The 23533-nt window shown below is 73.6% G+C and carries 3 protein-coding genes; 2 read left to right on the top strand and 1 reads right to left on the bottom strand.

What is annotated here, in order from left to right:
- Positions 1 to 149: 149 nt before the first annotated feature.
- Positions 150 to 1100 carry an ATP-binding cassette domain-containing protein gene (locus AB0878_RS21825; RefSeq protein ID WP_366582079.1) on the top strand — a complete coding sequence of 317 codons (951 nt, stop codon included), beginning with the start codon at positions 150 to 152 and terminating at the stop codon, positions 1098 to 1100.
- Between the two features lie 17 nt (positions 1101 to 1117).
- Positions 1118 to 1951 carry an ABC transporter permease gene (locus tag AB0878_RS21820; protein ID WP_366582078.1) on the top strand — a complete coding sequence of 278 codons (834 nt, stop codon included), beginning with the start codon at positions 1118 to 1120 and terminating at the stop codon, positions 1949 to 1951.
- Between the two features lie 783 nt (positions 1952 to 2734).
- Here the strand turns inward: AB0878_RS21820 and AB0878_RS21815 are convergent.
- The gene (locus tag AB0878_RS21815) at positions 2735 to 23479 is read right to left on the bottom strand and encodes an SDR family NAD(P)-dependent oxidoreductase (RefSeq protein ID WP_366582077.1); all 20745 of its coding nucleotides are present in this window, start codon (positions 23477 to 23479) and stop codon (positions 2735 to 2737) included.
- Between the last annotated feature and the right edge of the window lie 54 nt (positions 23480 to 23533).

Raw genomic sequence — 23533 nt, 5'->3', positions numbered from 1 at the left:
CTAGCGGTCCACCGAGAGTTTTGCTGATACGGCGCGGTGGACCCCTCGTCGTCCCCGGGTGAGACTCGGCTCGTCGAAGCACCGCCGGCGGCTGTCCGGAAGGACCGAGAAGCTCGCTGCCGGCCCGAGGCGAGCCCCGGAGGGCACGAATGAGCACCGGCGACCCGATGATCGAGGCCACCGGCATCACCAGGACGTTCGGGTCGGTCGACGCGTTGTCCTCGGTGAGCCTGAGCGTCGAGCGCGGCACCGTGCTGGGCCTGCTGGGCCACAACGGCGCGGGCAAGACCACGTTGGTCAACATCCTCACCACCATGCTGCCGGCCAGCTCCGGCACCGCGCGCGTCGCCGGGTTCGACGTCGCGCGCGAAGGCGGTGAGGTCCGCTCCCGCATCGGCCTCACGGGGCAGTTCGCCTCGGTGGACCAAGAGCTCACGGGCCGCGCGAACCTCGTGCTGCTGGCCCGGTTGCTGGGTTCGACCCGCACGCAGGCGCGGGCGCGCGCCGACGAGCTGCTCGAGGCGTTCAGCCTCACCAAGGCCGCCGACCGCGCGGCGCGCACCTACTCCGGCGGCATGCGCCGGCGGCTCGACCTCGCCGCGAGCCTCGTCGGCCGGCCGGAGGTGATCTTCCTCGACGAGCCGACCACGGGCCTGGACCCGACGAGCCGGCTCAACCTGTGGCAGATCGTCGAGGGCCTGGTCGGCGAGGGCGCGACGGTGCTGCTCACGACCCAGTACCTCGACGAGGCCGACCGCCTCGCCGACATCATCACGGTGCTCTCGGCGGGCGCCGTCGTCGCGTCCGGGACCGCGGCCGAGCTGAAGGCCCAGGTAGGGCAGCGCACGGTCACCGTGCGCCTCGACTGGCTCCGCAGCACCGACCTCGCCTGCGCCGCTCTGCGTGGCGTGGGCCTGCACCCCGCCGTCTCCGAGCCGGGTGTCATCGTCGCGCCCATCGGGTCGTCCCGCGAGATCGCCACCGTCTTCCGCGCCCTCGACGGCGCCGGCATCGAAGCCGACGACGTGGCCCTCGCGGAACCCACGCTCGACGACGTCTACCTGACCCTGGCCGACCAGCACGCTTCGCGCGTCGCCTGAGCTTCCTGGAGTACCCGATGACGTCGACCCTCACCCGCGGCGCACCCACGGCCGCGCCGCCCCGCCCGCGGGGCAGCTCGTTCACCACCCAGGTGGCGGTGCTGACCAGCCGCTCCCTGATGACGTCCGTGCGCGATCCGCAGATGATCCTGTTCAGCCTGCTGCAGCCGGCCGTGCTGCTGTTCATGTTCACGCAGGTGTTCGCCGTCATGGCCACCACGTCGAGCTTCCCGCCCGGCATCACCTACATCGACTACCTGATGCCCGCGATTCTGCTGAACAACGCGGTGCAGCAAGCCATGCAATCCGGCGTCGGCCTGGTGGAGGATTTGAAGAACGGCTTCCTCGCCCGCCTGCGCTCCATGCCCATCCACCGCTCGACACCCTTGGTCGCCCGCAGCTTCGCCGATCTGGCTTACTGCGCCCTGCAACTCGTGGCCCTCCTCGTCGCCGCCGTCGCCGTCTTCGGCTACCGCCCCGGCGGCGGCTTCCTGGGCGGCGTCGTCTCGGTCGCCCTGGCCCTGGTCGTCAGCTACGGCCTCAGCTGGGTCTTCCTCGCCCTCGGCGCCTGGCTGCGGCGGGCCCAGACCATGCAGAACATCAGCATCGTCGCGGTCTTCCCGCTCATGTTCGTCTCCAGTGCCTACGTGCCCCTCGCAGCCCTCCCCGACTGGCTCCGCGCCGTCGCCCAGGCCAACCCCCTGACCTACGCGGTCGACACCATCCGCTCCATCGCCCTCGGCATGCCCGGCGGCGGCTTCTCCGCCGCCGGCACCACCCTGCTCATCAGCGCCGCCCTGGCCGCCGTCGGCGCCTTCGCCGCCAACCACTTCTTCCGCCGCCCCTTCTGACCTCACGGCCGCGCCCTTCCCCACGCCGCCGTGACCGCGCGCGGTGCCCCTCCCTCCGCTCCACTCCGCGCGCTCGGAGCCCCGTCCCAGGTGACCACCCCCTTCACCTGGGCCGGGGCTCTTTCACGCCCACCCAAGGCACACCTCGGGCATGCATGGCCGCGGAGCCACGCGGGATGGCCGACGGGGCCAACGAATCGGGGGCCCGGCACGCTGGATGAATCGGCATGGTCGGGTAGATCGAATGTGCTTAGCCGGGCCGGCGCTTGACTCAGTGCCTGAGCTGGCGAGTCAAGCGCGCTCGGGCACATCACATGGATCGAACGGCGTGCCACGTCAGGTGAGCCACCGGATCAGGATCGCCAGTCAGCGAGTCACTCAAACCACCCGCCACCCGCCACCACAAACCCACCACCCCGCCGCCTCGCGCGCGCCCTTGCCACTCCACAACCACCACCCGCCACCACAAACCCACCACCCACCCAGCCAAGCGCGCCCTTGCCCCCACCCAACCACCACCCGGCAACGCAACAAACGCTCCCCCAACCCCTCCCCGCAACCTTCCCCCTCCCGGCCCCCCGATTCTTTTCCCCAACACAGTAGAGATCGGCTTGTCAAGGTACTCTTTCCCGCCTTGACAAGCCGATCTCTACTGTCGTGACAATCAAAAATCGGGGTGCCCACCTCCACCACCGACATCCGGCAATGGCGCGCCCCGCGCGCCGAGCCGGACAAAAGAAGGAGGAAGCACCCCAACCCGAGGCACTCCCTCCCCAAATGGACCTAACTCAACCCCAACTCATTATCCAACATATCAAACACCTCATCATCCGAAGCCCCCTCAAAATCAAACTCCGAACCAGAACCCCCAGCACCCCCAGCATCCCCAGCCACCTTCCCCCACCGACTCCTCAACACCTCAATCCTCCCGGCAACCTCCTCAACCATCCCCGGCTCAACCACCATCTCCCCCATCACCACCGCAATCCGATCCAACTCCGCCAGCAACGCACCAGCCCCGGCCTCCTCCGGAACCAACCGCTCCCGCAAATACCCCACCAATTCCACCGGCGTCGGATAATCGAACAACAACGTCGCCGGCAACCTCATCTCCACCACAGCCCCGAGCCGATTCCGATACTCGACCGCAGTCAGCGAATCGAACCCCAGACTCTGAAACTCACTCTTCCCCGAAATCTCCCCCGCATCGGCATGCCCCAACACCTCCGCAGCCTGCCGACACACCACCTCGAGCAACACCTCCGTCTGCTCCGCTTCACCGAGCCCACTCAACCGCTCAGCAAGCCGCCCACCACCAGCCACCACAGCCGCCCGCTTCACCGGCACCCGGACGAGCCCACGCATCAACGCCGGCACATCCCCACCAGCCCTGAACACCCCGAACTCAATCCGCGCCGCAACGACCGCAGCAGACGACACCGACAACCCCGCATCCATCAACGCCAGCCCGTCATCAACCGCCAGCATCGGGAACCCGGACCGATTCATCCGCTCGGCCTCATCGGCACCCAACGCACCGACCATCCCGACCTCACTCCACGGCCCCCAAGCCAACGACACCGCCGGCTTCCCCTCGCGCCGCCGCAGCTGCGCCAACGCATCCAGGTACGCGTTCCCCGCCGCATAGTTCCCCTGCCCGGCCCCGCCGAACACCCCGGCCACCGACGAGAACAGCACGAACGCCGACACCTCACCGACCAGCGAATGCAGATTCCACGCCGCGTCCACCTTGGCCCGCAACACCTTCTCCATCCGCTCCGGCGTCAACGACGCGATCACCCCGTCATCGACAACCCCGGCGGCGTGCACGACACCATCCACCGGATACCGCGAGAGCAACTCAGCCAAGGCCGACCGATCCGCCGGATCACACGCCTCCACCAACACCTCGGCCCCGAGCCCGCGAAGCGACTCGACGAGCGCATCAGCACCGGGAGCAGCCGGACCACGCCGGCTCACCAGCACCAGCGACCGCACCCCGTGCTCAACCACGAGATGCCGGGCCACCGCACTCCCGAGCCCACCGGTCCCGCCGGTCACCAGCACCCGGCCACGCCACGAGACGCGCTCCTCCGGCGCGGGCTGCCTCTCCAGCCGAGCCGCCAGCACAGCCCCGTCCCGCACGATCACCTGCGGTTCGCCACCGTCCAGCACCCGGCCCCACGCCTCCGCGGAGACCGGCCCGGAATCCAGATCCACGAGCCCGAAGCGACCCGGGTTCTCCGCCATCGCCGACCGCACCAACCCGTGCGCGGCCGCTGCGGCGAGGTTGTCCCCCTCGACCGCACCACGGCTCACGAACACCACCCGGGTGTCCCCGGTCAACGCCGGCTGCAGTCGCTCCAGCACCGCGTTCGTCACATCGGCCACGGAACCGTCCGGCATCGCCACCACCTCGACCGGCGCGTCGTCCGCCACAGCAACTCCGGCGTCCGAAAGCGACGAAGCAAGAGCAGCATCCGACACCGACACCGACACCGCGGCCGGCAGCTCTCCACCGGACGTCACCGGCACCCAGCCGACCCGGAACAACGCCGTGTCCTCGATCCCGCTCGGCGCCACGACCCGCGTCCGCAGGTTCGCGATCGACACCACCGGGTTCCCGGCCGGATCGGTCAACGCCACCGCCATCGCATCGGCGCCCCGCGGCGTCAACCGCACCCGCACCGCCGAAGCGCCACCGGCGTGGACCGTCAGGCCCTCCCACAGGAAGGGCAGCCCACCACCGTCCTCTTCGGACCCCGCGAGCAGCGAGGCGTGCAGCGACGCGTCCAACAGTGCCGGGTGCACCCCGTACCCACGGCCGTCGACGCCGTCGGGCAGCGTGACCTCGGCGAAGATCTCGTCCTCGGTCCGCCACGCCGCCCGCAGCCCCTGGAACACCGGCCCGTACCCGAACCCGGCGTCCGCGAAGGCCTCGTAACACCCCTCGAGCTCCATCGGCTCGGCCCCGGCCGGCGGCCAGCTCTCGACCGCGGGCGCGGCCGGCTTCGGCGCCACCGCAAGCAGGCCACTCGCGTGCTGCACCCACTCGCTCTCGCCTTCGGGTCGCGAGTGGACGGTCACCGGCCGGCTGCCCGCCGCGTCCGGAGCGCTGACCCGCAGCTGCACCTGCAGCGCGCCTTCCGCCGGCAGGATCAGCGGCGCCGCGAGCGTGAGCTCCTCCACGGTCTCGCACCCGACCTCGGCACCCGCCCGCACGGCGAGCTCCAGCAGGCCCGTGCCCGGCACCAGCACCGCGTCACCGAAGGTGTGGTCGGCCAGCCACGGGTGCGACCGCAGCGAAAGCCGGCTCGTGAACAGCAGCTCCTCACACCCGGCGAGCTCCACCGCCGCACCGAGCAACGGGTGGTCCGGCGCCCCCAGCCCGGCCGCGCGCACGTCCCCGGACGCACCGGCCACCGGGGCCGGCCAGAACCGCTGGTGCTGGAAGGCATACGTCGGCAGGTCCACCTGGTGCGCGCCGCGGAACAGCGGCGCCCAGTCGACTGCGGTGCCGTGGACGTGCAGCACCCCGAGCGCGGTCACCGCAGCCTGTTCCTCGCCCCGGTCCTTGCGCAGGAACGACACCGTCACGGCGTCCTCCGGCACGGAGGCCGCGGCCATTGCGGTGAGCGTGCCGTCGGGACCCAGCTCGAGGAACTTCCGCGCGCCCTGGTCCGCCAGCGCCCGCACGCCGTCGGCGAACCGCACGGCCTCGCGCACATGGCGCACCCAGTAGTCCGCGGAGCACAGCTCGTCGGCCGTCACCGGCGTGCCCGTGAGCGTCGAGACGAACGCGAGCTTCGGCGGGCGGAACGACAACGTCTCCACGACCGCGCGGAACTCGTCGAGCATCGGGTCCATCAACGGCGAGTGGAACGCGTGCGACACGGCCAGGCGCCGGGTCCGGCGGCCGCGCTCGGCGAGCTGCTCGGCCACCGCCGTCACGGCGGCCTCGGCACCGGCGACGACGACCGAGTCCGGACCGTTGATCGCGGCGATCGTCACGCCGTCGGACAGCAGCGGCGCGACCTCGTCCTCGGCCGCCTGCACCGCGACCATCGCCCCTCCGTCCATGCCCCCGCCGCCACTCTCAACGGAGTCGCTGCGCGACGCTTTCCTGCTTCCGGGCAGCGCCTGCATCAGCCGACCGCGTGCAGCGACCAGCGCCGCGGCGTCGGCCAGCGACAGCACCCCGGCCACGTGCGCGGCCGCGATCTCGCCGATCGAGTGGCCCGCGACCAGGTCCGGTGCGACGCCCCACGACTCGGCGAGCCGGAACAACGCCACTTCCAATGCGAACAACGCCGGCTGCGCCCAGCCGGTCTGGTTCAGCTCGGCGTCGTCAGAGCCCCAGACCACGTCCCGCAGCGAGCCGTCGAGGTGCCGGTCCACTTCGGACACCACCTCGTCGAACGCCGCCGCGAACACCGCGAACCGGTCGTACAGCTCGCGGCCCATACCGAGCCGCTGCGCACCCTGGCCCGGGAACAGCACGGCCAGCTTGCCGGTACGCACCGAGCCCGTCACGGCGTTGCCCTCACCGGCCGCGAGGGCGGCCAGCTCGGCGAGCGCCGAGGCCCGGTCCTCGGCCGGGACGACGGCGCGGTGCTCGAACAGCGAGCGCCCGGCCAGCAGCGTCCAGCCGACGTCGGCGGGCGAGAGCGTGTCCTGCTCCGCCAGCGCCGTGTGCAGCCGCGCGGCCTGTGCCCGCAGCGCGGCCGGCGTCCGGGCCGACAGGACCCAGGGCACCAGTCCGTCGCGGGCCGCGTGGTGGCCGGCCGGTTCCGGCTCGTCGTCCAGCTCGGGCACGTGGACTTCGTGCGGCAGCTCGACGATGAGGTGCGCGTTGGTGCCGCTGATGCCGAACGACGAGATCCCCGCGCGGCGCGGACGGTCGGTCTCGGGCCACACCGTCGGCTCGGTCACCAGGCTCACCGCGCCCGCGGTCCAGTCGACGTGCGTCGACGGTTCGGTCACGTGCAGCGTGTGCGGCACCCGCCCGGCCTGCATTGCGAGCACCATCTTGATCACTCCCGCGACACCGGCGGCCGACTGCGTGTGCCCGATGTTCGACTTCACGGACCCCAGCAGCAAAGGGGTCTCGCGGTCTTGCCCGTAGGTCGCCAGCAGCGCCTGCGCCTCGATCGGGTCGCCGAGTGTCGTGCCCGTGCCGTGGGCCTCCACCACGTCGACGTCCGCGGTGGACAATCCGCCGCTGGCCAGCGCCTGCCGGATCACGCGCTGCTGCGAAGGCCCGTTGGGCGCGGTGAGGCCATTGGACGCACCGTCCTGGTTGATCGCGGAGCCACGCAGCACGGCGAGCACGTGGTGCCCGTTGCGGACGGCGTCGGACTGGCGCTCCAGCACCAGCACGCCGACGCCCTCGGCCCAGCCGACGCCGTCGGCCGACTCGCTGAACGCCTTGCAGCGCCCGTCCGGCGAAAGGCCGCGCTGGCGCGAGAACTCGACGAACGCCGCCGGCGTCGACATCACCGCGACGCCACCGGCCAGTGCCAGCGAGCACTCCCCGCTGCGCAGCGCCTGAGCCGCCCAGTGCATCGCGACCAGCGACGACGAGCACGCCGTGTCGACCGTGACCGCCGGGCCTTCGAAGCCGAACGTGTAGGAGACTCGGCCCGAGGCCACGCTTCCGGCACTCCCGTGGCCCTGGTAGCCCTCGTACTCCGACGACGACAGCGTCGAGCTGTAGTCGTTGTACATCACGCCGGCGAACACACCGGTCGGCGAACCACGCAGGCCGGCCGGGTCGATCCCCGAACGCTCCAGCGCCTCCCACGAGACTTCGAGCAGCTGGCGCTGCTGGGTGTCCGTGGTCATCGCCTCGCGCGGGCTCATCCCGAAGAAGCCGGGGTCGAACTCGGCCGCGTCGTGCAGGAAGCCGCCCGAGCGCGTGTAGGACGTGCCGAGGTGCTCGGGGTCCGGGTCGTAGAGCGACTCGACGTCCCAGCCGCGGTCGGCGGGGAACTCGGTGATCGCGTCCGCGCCCTCGGTCACGAGCCGCCACAGGTCCTCGGGCGAGGCGACCCCGCCCGGGTAGCGGCAGGCCATGCCGACGATCACGATCGGGTCGTCGGTCAGCGACGGCATCGCCGCCGCCGGCACCGACGTGCCGTCCGCCGAGCCCGCCAGGTCGCCGAACAGCTCCGTCCAAAGGTGCTCGGCCAGGGCGTAGGAGGTCGGGTAGTCGAAGATCAGCGTGGCCGGGAGCCGCAGCCCCGACACGGCGGTGATCCGGTTGCGCAGCTCGACGGCGGTGAGTGAGTCGAACCCGAGGCTCTGGAACGCCCGGGCCGGCTCGACCGCACCCGCGTCGGCGTAGGCGAGCACCCCGGCGACTTCGCGGCGCACGAGGTCGAGCACAGCTTCGCGCCGGTCGGCTTCAGGCAGGCCCAGCAGCTTCTGCACCAGGGTCGCCCCGGCCGCGGCACCGGCGGCGGCGCGGCGCACGGGTGTGCGCACCAGACCCCGCACCAGCGGCGGGATCTCCGGTGCCGCGCGGAAGGCGCCGAGGTCGAGCCGCGCGGGCACGACGACGGGCCGGCCGGTGGCCAGGGCTTCGTCGAACAGCTCGAGGCCCTGTTCACGCTCGAGCGGCGGCAGGCCCGAGTCCTGCATGCGCCGCAGGTCGGCACTCGTGAGCACGCCGGTCATGCCGGAGTCCTGCGCCCACGGGCCCCACGCCAGCGACACCGCCGGCTGCCCCGCGGCCCGCCGATGTTCGGCGAGGGCGTCGAGGAACGTGTTGCCGGCCGCGTAGTTGCCTTGCCCGGCGCCGCCGAAGAGCCCGGCGACGGAGGAGAAGACCACGAACGCGTCGAGGTCGCTCGTGAGCTCGTGCAGGTTCCAGGCCGCGTCGACCTTGGGCCGCAGCACGGTGTCGAAGCGGTCCGGGGTCAGGGATTCGAGCACGCCGTCGTCGAGGACGCCGGCGGTGTGGACCACGGCGGAGACCGGGTGCTCGGCCAAGACCGCGGCGAGCGCGTCGCGGTCGGCGACGTCGCAGGCCACGACCTCGGCACTCGCGCCGGCTTCGGCGAGGGTCTCGACGAATCGCGCCACCCCGGGGGCGTCCGGGCCGCTGCGGCTGAGCAGCAGCAGGTTGCGCACGCCGTGTTCGGTCACGAGGTACTCGGTGAAGATCCGGCCCAGCCCGCCGGTGCCGCCGGTCACGAGGACCGTGCCGTCCGGGTTCCAGGTCACGGGCTCGCCCGCCGAACCCGCACGCGCCAGGCGCGGTGCGAACAACGCACCGTCGCGCACGGCGACCTGCGGTTCGCCCGAAGCGACCGCCTGGGGCACCAGCACGCTGTCGGTGTCGAGGTCCACCAGGCCGAACCGGCCCGGGTGCTCCGACTGCGCCGAGCGCACCAGGCCCCACACGGCGGCGGCCGCCGGGTCGGCGCCGGTCGTGGCGCCGCGGGTGACGAACACGAGCCGGTCGGTCTCGGCGTGGTCCTCGGTCAGCCAGCTCTGCAGACGGGCCAGGACATCGGCCGTCAGCGTCCGCACGGCGGCGGGCACCGGCAGGTCCGGAGTGGACAGTCCGACGAGCGCGACGACCGGGCCGGCCGCCGTGGCCACCACGTCCGTCGGCACGCCCGCCGCGGCGAACGCGTCGGCCAGGCCCAGCCCGTCGTCGTCGAGAATGACGGCCGCGGCGGGCAGCGGGCTCTCGGCTCCGAGCGGCGCCCAGGCCGGTTCGAACAGCGCGTCGGACCCGGCGCTCAGGCCGGTGCCGATTTCGCGCAGCTTGAGGGAGCCGACGGAGGCGACCGGCGCACCGGTCACGTCGGCGAGCTCCAGCGAGATCTCGTCGTCCGCCGCGCGACTCAGCCGCACGCGGACCTCGGCCGCGCCGGCCGCCCGAAGTGTGGTGTCGCGCCAGGAAAACGGGACCACCCCGCGGTCCAGGCCGGCGAACGCCGCCGGGTGCAGGCACGCGTCCAGCAGCGCCGGGTGCAGGCCGAAGGCGGCCGCGGCGTCCGCGGTGTCCTCGGGCAGGACCACCTCGGCGAACACGTCGGCACCGAGCCGCCAGGCCGCGCGCACACCCTGGAACAGCGGGCCGTAGGCGAAGCCGGCCTCGCCGAACTCCTCGTAGAACCCGTCGAGGCCGATCACCTCGGCTCCGGCGGGCGGCCACTCGGTGGCGTCGAACGACGGCGCCGTGACCGGGCCCCCGGCGAGCACACCGGTGGCGTGCTGACGCCAGTCGTCGTGGCCCTCCGGTCGCGAGTGGACGGTCACGGTACGCCGTCCGGTTTCGTCGGCGGCGCCGGTGCGCAGCTGCACCTGCACGGCGCCGTCTGCGGGCAGCACGAGCGGTGCCGCGAGCGTGAGCTCTTCGACGACCGCGCAGCCGACCTCGTCGCCGGCGCGGACGACCAGCTCCAGCAGCGCCGTCCCCGGCACGAGCACCGCGCCGTGCACGGCGTGCTCGGCCAGCCACGGGTGCGACCGCACCGACAGCCGGCTGGTGAACAGCGCGCCCTCGCCGTCGGCGAGCTGCACGGCGGCGCCGAGCAGCGGGTGGCCGGCCGAAGTGAGGCCTGCGGCCCGGACGTCGCCCGAACCCCCGGTGGCCGCGGCGGGCCAGAAACGCCGGTGCTGGAAGGCGTACGTCGGCAGGTCCACCACACGGGCACCGGGGAACAGCGACGCGAAGTCCACGGCCACGCCGCCGACGTGCAGGCGGCTCAGCGCGGTGAGCACCGAGACGTCCTCCGGGCGGTCCTTGCGCAGCAGCGGAACGAGCACGGCCCCTTCGGACACGCTGTCCTGCGCCATCGCGGAGAGCGTGCCGTCCGGTCCCAGCTCGACGAACACGCGGGCACCCTGGTCGGCCAGCGTGCGGATGCCGTCCGCGAACCGCACGGTTTCGCGGACGTGCCGCACCCAGTACTCGGGGTCGGTCAGCTCTTCGGCCGCCACGAGCTCGCCCGTCACCGTCGAGACGAACGGGATCTCCGGCGCGCGGAAGGTCAGTTCGCCCACCACCGCGCGGAAGTAGTCGAGCATCGGGTCCATCAGCGGCGAGTGGAACGCGTGCGACACCCGCAGCCGGCGGGTTTTGCGCCGCCGCGCGGCGAACTCGTCGGCGATCGCGAGCACGGCGCGTTCGGCACCGGCGACGACCACGGAGTTCGGCCCGTTCACCGCGGCGATCGAGACCTGGTCGGTGAGCAGCGGCGTGACCTCGTCCTCACTGGCCTGAATCGAGACCATCGTGCCGCCACGCGGCAGGCCCTGCATGAGCCGGCCGCGCGCGGCGACGAGCACCGCGGCGTCGGCCAGCGACAGGACACCGGCGACGTGGGCGGCCGCGATCTCGCCGATCGAGTGCCCGGCCACCAGCTCCGGACTCACGCCCCACGACTCGACGAGCCGGAACAGCGCCACTTCCAGTGCGAAGATCGCGGGCTGCGCCCAGCCGGTGCGGTCGAGTTGGTCAGGGTCTTCGCCCCAGACGACCGCGCTCAGCGGGCTTTCCAGCTGCCGGTCGAGCTCCGCGACCGCCGCGTCGAAAGCCTTCGCGAACGCCGGGAAGCGGTTGTAGAGATCGCGGCCCATGCCGAGCCGCTGCGAGCCCTGACCCGTGAACAACGCCGCCGTACGGCCGCCGAGCACCGTGCCCTCGACCGCGCCCGGCTCCCCCGCCGCCAGCGCGATGAGCGCGGCGACGGCCTGGTCGTGGTCCTCGGCGAGCACCACGGCGCGGTGGTCGAACGCGGACCGCGTCGAGGCGAGCGACCAGCCGAGGTCGGCCGGCGACGAGCCCTCGGCCGAGCCGTCGAGGTGCTCCGCGAGCCGCGCCGCCTGGGCGCGCACGGCTTCCGGCGTGCGGCCGGACAGCACCCACGGCACCACCCCGGCGGACGGCGCCGGCTTCGGCACCGCGACGGCGGCCGGCTGCTCCAGGATCACGTGCGCGTTGGTGCCGCTGATGCCGAACGACGACACGCCGGCGCGACGCGGCCTCTCGACCTCGGGCCAGGGGCGCGGCTCGGTGAGCAGCTCGACCGCGCCCTCACTCCAGTCCACGTGGGACGACGGCGCGTCGACGTGCAGGGTCCGCGGCAGCACGCCGTGGGTCATCGCCTGCACCATCTTGATCACGCCCGCCACGCCGGCCGCGGCCTGCGTGTGGCCGATGTTCGACTTGATCGACCCCAGCAGCAGCGGGGTTTCGCGGTCGCGGCCGTAGGTCGCCAGCAGAGCCTGGGCCTCGATCGGGTCGCCCAGCGTCGTACCGGTGCCGTGCGCTTCGACGGCGTCGACGTCCGCGGTGGACAGTCGGCCGCTGGCCAGCGCCTGGCGGATCACGCGCTGCTGCGCGGGCCCGTTGGGTGCGGTGAGGCCGTTGGACGCGCCGTCGGAGTTGATCGCGGAGCCGCGGACCACGGCGAGCACGCGGTGGCCGTTGCGCAGCGCGTCGGACTGGCGTTCGAGCACCAGCATGCCCACGCCTTCACCCCAGCCGGTGCCGTCGGCGCCCTCGGCGAAGGACTTGCAGCGGCCGTCGGCGGCGAGGCCGCGCTGGCGGGAGAACTCGATGAACGTGCCCGGTGTGGACATCACCGTGACGCCGCCGGCCAGCGCGAGCGAGCACTCGCCCGCCCGCAGGGCCTGGGCCGCGAGGTGCAGGCCGACCAGCGACGACGAGCACGCGGTGTCGATCGTCATCGCGGGACCTTCGAAGCCGAACGTGTAGGACACGCGCCCGGACGCGATGCTGCCCGCGCTGCCGCTGCCCTGGTAACCCTCGTACTCCGCGTCGGACAGCAGGCTCGAGTAATCGCTGTACATCACGCCGGCGAACACACCCGTCGGCGAACCACGCAGGCCCGCCGGGTCGATCCCGGCGCGTTCCAGGGCCTCCCACGAGGTTTCCAGCAGCAGGCGCTGCTGCGAGTCGGTGGTCAGCGCCTCGCGGGGGCTCAGGCCGAAGAACTCCGGGTCGAAGGCGGGGGCGTCGTGCAGGAACGCGCCGAAGCGCGTGGTCGTGGTGCCCGGCCGGTCGGGGTCGGCGTCGTACAGCGAGTCGACGTCCCAGCCGCGGTCGTTCGGGAACTCCGTGATCGCGTCGACGCCCTCGGACACCAGGCGCCACAGGTCTTCCGGCGACGACACGCCACCCGGGTAGCGGCAGCTCATGCCGACGATCACGATCGGGTCGTCGCTCACGACCTGCCCGGTCACGGCGGGCACGGCTTCGTCGAGTTCAGTGCCGAACAGCTCGTCGAGCACGAACGCGGCGAGCGCCTCGACCGTCGGGTGGTCGAACACCGCCGTGGCGGGCAGCCGCAGTCCGGTGACGGCGGAGACACGGTTGCGCAGCTCCACCGCCGTCAGCGAATCGAAGCCGAGCTCGGAGAACGCGCGGGTCGCCTCCACGGCGCTCGCGTCGGCGTGGGCGAGCACGACGGCGACCTGCCCGCGGACGAGGTCCACCAGTTCGCGCTTGCGTGCGGCGCCGTCGAGCCCGGTGAGCCGCTGGGCCAGCGCACCCGCGGTCGCGGCCCCACCGGCGGCTGCGCGGCGGGCCCGGGTGCGGACGAGCCCGCGAAGCACCGGCGGGATCTCGCCGGCCTGCCGCAGGGCGGCCAGGTCCAGCCGGGCGGTGACCACGGCGGCGTCGTCCGCGGCGACACCGGCGTCGAACAGCGCCAGCCCCTGCTCGCGGGTGAGCGCCGGCATGCCCGAGCGGGCCATGCGCCGCATCTCGGCCTCGGTCAGCGCACCGGTCATGCCGGCCGCCTGGGCCCACGGGCCCCACGCCAGCGACACGGCGGGCAGCCCGGCCGCGCGGCGGTGTTCGGCCAGCGCGTCGAGGAACGCGTTGCCGGCCGCGTAGTTGCCCTGCCCCGCCCCGCCGAAGGTGCCGGACAGCGAGGAGAAGAGCACGAACGCGTCGAGGTCTCCGGCGAGCTCGTGGAGGTTCCACGCGGCGTCGACCTTGGGGCGCAGCACGGTCGTCATGCGCTCGGGCGTCAGCGCGTCGAGCACGCCGTCGTCGAGGACACCGGCGGCGTGGACCACCGCCGAAACCGGGTGCTCGGCGAGCACGGCGGCGAGGGCTTCGCGGTCGGCGGCGTCGCAGGCGACCACAGTCGCGTCGGCGCCGTGCGTCGCGAGTTCCGCGACCAGTTCGACGACCCCGGCGGCCTCGCCACCGCGGCGGCTGAGCAGCAGCAGCTTCCGCACGCCGTGCTGGGTCACGAGATGCTCGGCGATGATGCGGCCCAGGCCGCCCGTGCCGCCGGTGATCAGCACCGTACCGCCGGGGTTCCAGGTCACCGGGTCGGCGGGCGCGGCGCGTTCGAGTCGGGCCGAGGTCACGGCGCCGGCGCGGATCGCCACCTGCGGTTCGGTGGTGCCCAGCGCGGCGGCAAGCAACGTGGTGTCGTCGTCGGTGAGGTCGACCAGACCGAAGCGGCCCGGGTGCTCGACGTCGGCCGCGCGCACCAGCCCCCACACGGCGCCGGCCGCCACGTCTTCGCCGGTCGTGGCGCCGCGCGTCACGAAAACCAGGCGCGCCGCGGAGAACCGCTCCTCGGCGAGCCACTGCTGCAGCAGCGCCAGTACTTCGGCCGATTCGGCGTGGGCGGCTTCTGGCACGGTGCCGGTGGCGATGCCGGCGTCGACCGGGATCACGACGACAGCGGGCACGGCGTCCACATCGGACAACCGCGCGTACGACGTCACCGCAGTGCAGTGTTCGATCGCGGCCGCCAGACCCAGCGTGTCCGGGCCGACGACGGCGACGTCGCCCGGCACCGCCGGCTCGCCCGCGATCGGCGGCCACGCCAGCCGGAACAGCGGATCACGCGATCCCGCGACAGGTGCGGTGCCGAGCGCGGAAACCGCGCGCAGCGCGAGGCCGCCGACCGACGCGACGGGCGCCCCGGCCGCGTCGGTCAGGTCGAGTGAGAGCGTGTCGTCACCGGTGCGCGTCAGCCGCGCCCGGACCGTGGCGGCGCCGGACGCGCGCAGCGACACACCGGACCACGAGAACGGCAGCGAGCCGCCTTCGTCGCCGATGCCGAGGTGGCCCGCGGCGTGCAGGAGGGCGTCGAGCACGGCCGGGTGCAGGCCGAACTCCGCGGCCGTCTCCTCGGCGCGGCCTTCGGCACCCGGCAGCGTGACCTCGGCGAACACGTCGTCGCCACGTCGCCACGCCGCGTGCAGGCCCTGGAACGAGGCTCCGTACGCGAACCCGGCCTCGGCGTAGCGCTCGTAGCAGCCGCCGAGGTCGATCGGCTCGGCGCCGGCCGGAGGCCATTCGGCGCTCGAGTAGCCACCGTCGTCGGCCGCGCCGGAGCTGAGCACGCCGGTGGCGTGCAGCGTCCACGCGTCGAGCTCACCTTCGGCTCGCGAGTGGACGGACAGCGCGCGCCCCTCGCCGTCGCCGGGCGCGCCGACGTGGACCTGCAGCTGGACCGCGCCGCGTTCGGGCAGCACCAGCGGGGCCGCGAGCGTGAGCTCGTCCACGTGGTCGCAGCCGACCTCGTCGCCGGCTCGGAACGCCAGTTCGAGGAACGCGGTGCCGGGCAGCAGAACCGTCCCCTGAACCGCGTGCTCGGCCAGCCACGGGTGCGACGCGAGGGAAAGCCGTCCGGTGAAGAGCACGCCGTCGTTTTCGGCCAGCTCGACCGTGCCGTTGAGCAGCGGGTGCTCGGCCGGGCGCAGGCCCACGGCGGCCGCGTCGCCGAGGCCCGGCGTGGCGGCCGGCCAGAACCACTGGTGCTGGAAGGCGTAGGTGGGCAGGTCCACGACGTGCGCGCCGGGGAACACGGCGGCCCAGTCGACCGGCGTGCCGGCGACGTGCAGCCGCGCTATCGCGGTCACGGCGGTGCGCACCTCGTCGCGGCCCTTGCGCAGCAGCGGGACGAACACCGCGTCGGCGTCCTCCAGCGACTCTCGGGCCATGGCCGAGAGCACGCCGTCCGGGCCGACCTCGAAGAACGTGGTGGCACCGAGGTCGGCGAGGGTGCGGATGCCGTCGGAGAACCGGACGGCCTCGCGGACGTGGCGAACCCAGTACTCGGGCGAGCACAGCTCCTCGGCCGTGGCGGCGGCGCCGGTCAGCGTCGAGACGACCGGGATCTTCGGCTCGTGGTAAGTGAGTTCTTCGGCGATCCCACGGAAGGCGCGCAGGATCGGCTGGATCAGCGGCGAGTGGAACGCGTGGCTCACCGGCAGCTCACGCGTGCGGCGGCCTTGCGCGGCGAAGTGCTCGGCCACTGCGGTGACCTCGGCCTCGACGCCGGAAACCACGATCGACGCGGGTCCGTTGATCGCGGCGATCGACACGCCTTCGGTCAGCAGCGGCGTGATCTCTTCCTCGCTCGCGCGGATCGACACCATCGCCCCTCCGCGGGGCAGCGCCTGCATCAACCGGCCGCGGGCGCACACGAGCGCGGCCGCGTCTTCGAGGGTGAAGACCCCGGCCACGTGGGCCGCCGCGATCTCGCCGATCGAGTGGCCCGCGACGAAGTCGGGCCGCACACCCCAGGACTCCGCGAGGCGGTAACCCGCGACCTCGACGGCGAACAGGCCCGGCTGGGTCCAGCCGGTCTCGTCGACGGCGGCCGCGTCCTCGCCCCAGATCACGGTCTTCAGCGGTGTGCCCAGGTGCGCGTCGAGCGCGGCGAGGGTCTCGTCGAACGCGGCGGCGAACACTGCGAACCGGTGGTAGAGCTCGCGGCCCATGCCGAGCCGCTGCGCGCCCTGGCCGGTGAACAGCATCGCGAGCCGGCCGGTGCGGGCCACCCCCTCCACGGCGTCGGCGTGCGGTTCACCCGCCGCGAGCGCGCCGAGGCCGGCGAGCAGTTCGTCGCGGGTCTGGCCGACCACGGCGGCGCGGTGCTCCAGGCCCGCGCGGGTGGTGGCGAGGCTGAACCCGACGTCGGCGAGCGAGTGCTCCGGCTCGGCCTGCGCCGCGGCGAGCAGCTTGCCCGCCTGGGCGCGGACCGCGTCGGGCGTGCGCCCGGAGACCACCCACGGCACCGGGCCGGTGACCGCCGACGGGGCCGGCTCGGCGACCGGGGCGGCCTGCTCCAGGATCAGGTGCGCGTTGGTGCCGCTGATGCCGAACGACGACACCCCCGCGCGGCGCGGGCGGTCCGCCTCGGGCCACGCGGTGGTCTCGGCGACCAGCTCGACGTCGCCGGCCGTCCAGTCCACATGCGACGACGGGCCGTCGACGTGCAGGGTCGAGGGCACGAGCCCGGCCCGCATCGCCTGCACCATCTTGATCACACCGGCGACCCCGGCCGCGGCCTGGGTGTGGCCGAGGTTGGACTTGATCGAGCCGAGCAGCAGCGGGGTCTCGCGGCCCTGGCCGTACGTGGCCAGCAGGGCCTGCGCCTCGATCGGGTCGCCCAGGGTCGTGCCGGTGCCGTGGGCCTCCACGACATCGACGTCCTGAGTGGACAGTCGCCCGCTCGCCAGGGCCTGGCGGATCACGCGCTGCTGCGAAGGCCCGTTCGGCGCGGTCAGCCCGTTGGACGCACCGTCCTGGTTGACCGCCGAACCGCGCAGCACCGCGAGGATGTGGTGGCCGTTGCGGACGGCGTCCGACTGGCGTTCGAGCACGACCACGCCGACGCCCTCGGCCCAGCCGACCCCGTCCGCCCCGTCGGCGAACGACTTGCACCGGCCGTCGGCCGACATGCCGCGCTGGCGGGAGAACTCGACGAACAGGTCCGGAGTGGACAGCACGGTCACGCCGCCGGCCAGCGCGAGCGAACATTCCCCGCTGCGCAGCGCCTGCGCCGCCCAGTGCATCGCGACCAGCGAGGAGGAGCACGCGGTGTCGACCGTGACGGCCGGTCCTTCGAAGCCGAACGTGTAGGACACGCGACCGGAGACGACGCTCGGCGAGCTGCCGTTGCCGCGGAAGCCTTCGAACTCGCGGCCGCCGAGCAGGGTGCCGTAGTCGTTGTACATCACGCCGGCGAACACCCCGGTCGGCGAACCACGCAGACCGGCCGGGTCGATGCCCGAGCGCTCCAGCGCCTCCCACGAGACCTCCAGCAGCAGGCGCTGCTGCGAGTCCGTGGCGAGGGCCTCGCGGGGGCTCATGCCGAAGAACGCGGGGTCGAACTCGCCGGCGTCGTGCAGGAAGCCGCCCGAACGCGTGTACGAGGTGCCGGCGTGGTCGGGGTCCGGGTCGTAGAGCGCGTCGAGGTCCCAGCCGCGGTTCTCCGGGAACGTCGTGATCGCGTCGGTGCCCTCGGCGACGAGCCGCCAGAGGTCCTCGGGTGAGCGCACGCCGCCCGGGTAGCGGCAGCTCATGCCGACGATCACCACGGGGTCGTCGGCCACGGCGCGGCTCGTGACGGCCGCTGCGGTCACTTCCGGTGTGCTGCCGACGAGTTCGTCGTGCAGGTGCTCGGCGAGCACGGCCGGGGTCGGGTAGTCGAACACGGCGGTCGCGGGCAGCCGCAGGCCGGTGGCGGCGCCGAGGCGGTTGCGCAGCTCCACCGCGGTCAGGGAGTCGAAGCCGAGGTCGCTGAACGCGCGCGCCGGGTCGATCGCGGCGGACCCGGCGTGGCCGAGCACGATCGCGACCTGGGTACGCACGAGGTCGACCAGCTCGCGCAGCCGGTCCGCTGTGGACAGTCCGGACAGGCGCGCGGCGAGTCCGTCGGCCGCGGCCGACGTCGCCACGGCGCGGCGCGACGACGGCCGGACGAGCGCGTGCAGCAGGTGCGGCAGCTCGCCCTGCGCGCGCAGCGCCGGGAGGTCGAGCCGGATCGGGTGCAGCACCGGCGCGCCGGAGGTGACGGCGGCGTCGAACAGCGCCATGCCCTCCTCGGCGGCCAGCTCCGGGATGCCGGAGCCGGAGATGCGGCGCAGGTCGGTTTCCGAGAGCGTCGCGGTCATGCCCGAGGTGCTGGCCCACGGCCCCCACGCCAGGGAGACGGCCGGCAGCCCGGCCGCGCGCCGGTGCTGGGCGAGCGCGTCGAGGAAGGCGTTGCCGGCGGCGTAGTTGCCCTGGCCCGGGCCGCCGAAGGTGCCGGACACCGAGGAGAACAGGACGAGCGCGGTCCGGTCGCCGATCAGCTCGTTCAGGTGCCACGCCGCGTCGACCTTGGGGCGCAGCACCGTGGCCATGCGGTCGGGCGTCAGGGAGCCGAGCACGCCGTCGTCGAGGACGCCGGCGGTGTGGACCACGGCGCTCAGCGGACGGTCGAGCCTGGCCAGCAGGGCGGCCGTGGCTTCGCGGGAGGTCAGATCGGCGGCCTCGATCGTGACGTCGGCGCCGAGCGCGGTCAGCTCGTCGCGGAGTTCGGCGGCGCCGTCGGCCTCGGCACCGCGGCGGCTGACGAGCACCAGGTCCCGGACGTCGTGGCGGGTCACGAGGTGGCGGGCCAGCAGGCTGCCGAGCCCGCCGGTGCCGCCGGTGACGAGGACGGTGCCGTCCCAGTCGTGCGTACCGGCACCGGCTTCGGCGCGGACGAGCCGGCCCGCGAGCGGGATGCCGCCGCGCAGCGCGAGCAGGGGTTCTTCGGAGCCGAGCGCCGCGGCCAGCCCGTCGGTGCTGCCGTCGGGCAGGTCGACCAGGCCGAAGCGGCCGGGATTCTCCGACTGGGCCACACGCACCAGGCCGTGCACGGCGGCGGCGGCCAGGTCGGCGCCGGTCGTCGCACCGCGGGTGACGACCACGAGGCGGGCGTCGGCGAACCGATCGTCGCCGAGCCACTTCTGCAGCAGGGCCAGCACTTCGGACGTGCGCTCGTGGGTCTCGGCGACGACATCACCCGTGGATTCGGCCACGGGCAGCACCACGACGGACGGCACGGCGGCCAGCTCGTCGAGTCCCTCCGCCACGGCGGCTTCGGGCAGCAGGGTGCCCTCGCCCAGAACCGTGAACGACTCGGGCGCCGGCGGGGCCGAGCGCAGGGGCAGCCAGTCGAGGCGGAACAGCGAGTCGCGGTGAACCGAGCCGGTTTCGGGCCCGGTCGTGATCGCCCGCATCGTGAGCGCCGAGACAGTCGCCACCGGCGCGCCGGTGCCGTCGGCGACGGCGAGCTCCACGCTCTCACCGCGCGGCGACAGCCGCACCCGCAGCGCGGTCGCGCCGGAGGCGTGCAGGGTCACGTCGGCCCACGAGAACGGCATGCCCGGGGGCGCGCCGGTGAACGCCGTGGTCTGCGCGGCCGCGTCGAGCAGCGCCGGGTGCAGGCCGAACTCGCCGGGCTCGACCCCGTCGGGCAGCGCGACGTCGGCGTACACGTCTTCGCCCAGCCGCCAGACGTTGCGCAGGCCCTGGAACACCGACCCGTACGCGAAGCCGCCTTCGGCGAAGGACTCGTAGCAGCCTTCGACGGGCACGGACTCGGCGCCTTCCGGCGGCCACACCGTGGTGTCGAACTCGGCGGGCGCGCCCGCGGCTTCGACGAGGAAGCCCGACGCGTGCTGCGTCCAGGCTTCGCCGACGGCGCCATCGGCCCGGCTGTGCACGCTCACCGCGCGGCGGCCCGTCTCGTCCGGGGCGCCGACGCGCAGCTGCAGCCGCACCGCGCCTTCCGCGGGCACGACGAGCGGCGCGGCGAGCGTCAGCTCCTCGACGCGGTCGCAGCCGACCTCGTCGCCGGCGCGCACGGCCAGCTCCACGAACGCGGTGCCGGGGAAGATCGCGCGCCCGCCCACCGCGTGGTCGGCCAGCCACGGGTGCGAACGCAGCGAAAGCCGGCTGGTGAACAGCAGACCCGCACCGTCGGCCAGCTCGACCGCGGCCCCGAGCAGCGGGTGCCCCGGCGCCTCCAGGCCGGCGGCGGTCACGTCGCCCGCGCCGTCCCCGGAGCTGAGCCAGAAGCGTTCGTGCTGGAACGCGTACGTCGGCAGGTCGGTGCGGTGCGCGCCGGGGAACAGCGCGGCCCAGTCGACCGGGACGCCGCGGGTGTGGAGGGTGGCCAGCGCCGTGAGGGCGGTGGTCTCCTCCGCGCGGTCCTTGCGCAGCAGCGGAACCAGCAGCGCGCCGGCGGGCACGGAGTCCTGCGCCATCGCGGACAGCACCCCGTCCGGCCCGGCCTCCAGGAACTTGCGGACGCCGAGCGCGCCCAGCGCGGTGACGCCGTCGGCGAACCGGACGGTGCCACGCACGTGGCGCACCCAGTACTCGGGTGTGGCGAGCTCGTCGGCCGAGGCGAGCGCGCCGGTCAGCGTAGAGACGAACGGGATCTCGGGAGCGTGGAAGTTCAGGCCTTCGATCGCCGCGCGGAAGTCGCCGAGCATCGGGTCCATCAACGGCGAGTGGAACGCGTGCGAGACGGCCAGGCGCTTGGTCTTGCGTCCATCTGCAGCGAACCGCTCGGCCAGCGCGAGCGCGGCGCCCTCGGGACCGGCGACCACCACCGAAGCCGGCCCGTTGACGGCGGCGAGCGCCAGGTCCCCGGTCAGGAGCGGGGCGACCTCGTCCTCGGCCGCCTGGATCGACACCATCGCGCCACCGGCGGGCAGAGCCTGCATGAGCCGGCCGCGGGCGGCGACCAGCGCGGCGGCGTCGCCCAGCGACAGGACGCCGGTGACGTGAGCTGCGGCGATCTCGCCGATGGAGTGGCCGGCCACGAAGTCCGGCACGATGCCCCACGACTCGGCGAGCCGGAACACCGCGACCTCGAGCGCGAACAAGGCGGGCTGGGCCCAGCCGGTCTCGTCGATCGCGGCTTCGTCGGCGCCCCAGACCACCTCGCGCAGCGAGCCGTCGAGGTGACTGTCCACTGCGGACACGGCCTCGTCGAACGCGGCCGCGAACACGGGGAAACTCGCGTGCAGCTCACGGCCCATGCCGAGCCGCTGGGCGCCCTGGCCGGTGAACAGCACCGCGAGGCGGCCCGCCAGCACGGACCCTTCGACCGCGGCGGGCTCCCCGTCGGCCAGCGCCGCCACCGCGGACAGCGCGGCCTCGCGGTCGGTCGCGAGCACCGCGGCCCGGTGCGGCAGGTGCGCCCGTGCGGTCGCCAGCGTGAACCCGACGTCGGCCAGCGTGGCGTCGTCCGCCAGGCCGTCGCGCAGCCGTGCGGCCTGCGCCCGCAACGCCTCGGGCGTACGAGCCGACAGCACCCACGGGACCGTGGCCGGCCCGGTGTAGCTCTCCTCGGGCTCGTCGGCCGGCGGCGCCTGCTCGACGATCACGTGCGCGTTGGTCCCGCTGATGCCGAACGCGGACACCCCCGCCCGGCGAGCGCGGCCGGTCTCGGGCCACGGCGTGTGCTCGGTGACCAGCTCGACGTCGCCCGCCGTCCAGTCGACGTGTGACGAGGGCGCGTCGACGTTCAGCGTCTTCGGCAGCAGGCCGTGCTGGATCGCCTGCACGACCTTGATCACGCCCGCGACCCCGGCCGCGGCGTTGGTGTGGCCGATGTTCGACTTCACCGAGCCCAGCAGCAGCGGCCGCTCGCGCCGGCGGCCATAGGTGGCGAGCAGGGCCTGCGCCTCGATCGGGTCGCCCAGCGCCGTGCCGGTGCCGTGGGCCTCGACGGCGTCGACGTCCGAGGTGGACAGCCGCGCGTTCTCCAGCGCGGCGTGGATCACGCGTTGCTGCGACGGGCCGTTGGGCGCCGACAGACCGCTCGACGCACCGTCCTGGTTGATCGCGCTGCCGCGGACCACGGCGAGCACCGGGTGCCCCAGCCGGCGCGCGTCGGAAAGCCGTTCCAGCACGAGGATCCCGGCGCCTTCACCCCACGCCGTGCCGTCGGCGGCGTCGGCGAACGCCTTCACCCGGGAGTCGGGTGCGAGGCCGCGCTGGCGGGCGAACTCCACGAACAGGTCCGGCACCGGCAGCACCGTGACGCCGCCGGCCAGGGCGAGCGAGCACTCCCCCGCCCGCAGTGCCTGCGCCGCCCAGTGCAGTGCGACGAGCGAGGACGAGCACGCCGTGTCGACGGTGACCGCCGGGCCTTCGAGGCCCAGCAGATAGGAGATGCGGCCGGAGACGACGCTGGTCGCGTTGCCCGTGAGCAGGTGCCCGTCACCGCCTTCACCACCGCTGATGCTGGAGGCGTAACTGGTGTTGAAGGCGCCGACGTAGACGCCGGTGCTGCTGCCGCGCAACGAGTTCGGCGCGACACCGGCGCGCTCGAAGGCCTCCCAGGCCGACTCCAGCAGGAGCCGCTGCTGCGGGTCCATCGCCTGCGCCTCACGCGGCGAGATCCCGAAGAACTCGGCATCGAACTCGGCGGCGCCCGTGAGGAACCCGCCCTCGCGCACGTAGGTCTTGCCGGGCTTGTCGGGGTCGGGGTCGTACAGCCCGTCGACGTCCCAGCCGCGGTCGACGGGGAAGCCGGTCATCGCGTCGCCGCCGTCGAGGAGCAGCTGCCACAGCTTCTCCGGCGTGTCGGCCCCGCCGCCGAAGCGGCAGGCCATGCTCACGATCGCGATGGGCTCGCTGCCCTTCGCCTCGACCGCCTGCAGCCGCTGACGCGTCTGCTGCAGGTCGGTGGTGACGCGCTTCAGGTATTCCCGAAGCTTGTCCTCGGTGCTGGTCATGGCGCGAAAACCTCCCGGTGTTCCAGGGAAAGACGTCTCGACCTACCGGGTTGC

It is taken from the genome of Amycolatopsis sp. NPDC047767, assembly GCF_040704195.1.
Taxonomy (GTDB): Bacteria; Actinomycetota; Actinomycetes; order Mycobacteriales; family Pseudonocardiaceae; genus Amycolatopsis.
This window is presented reverse-complemented; position numbering and strand designations above follow the sequence as displayed.

Bases quoted from the DNA above. Each gene is read 5' to 3' on its own strand.
- AB0878_RS21825 (WP_366582079.1), top strand. From the start codon at position 150: ATGAGCACCGGCGACCCGATGATCGAGGCCACCGGCATCACCAGGACG.
- AB0878_RS21820 (WP_366582078.1), top strand. From the start codon at position 1,118: ATGACGTCGACCCTCACCCGCGGCGCACCCACGGCCGCGCCGCCCCGC.
- AB0878_RS21815 (WP_366582077.1), bottom strand. From the start codon at position 23,479: ATGACCAGCACCGAGGACAAGCTTCGGGAATACCTGAAGCGCGTCACC.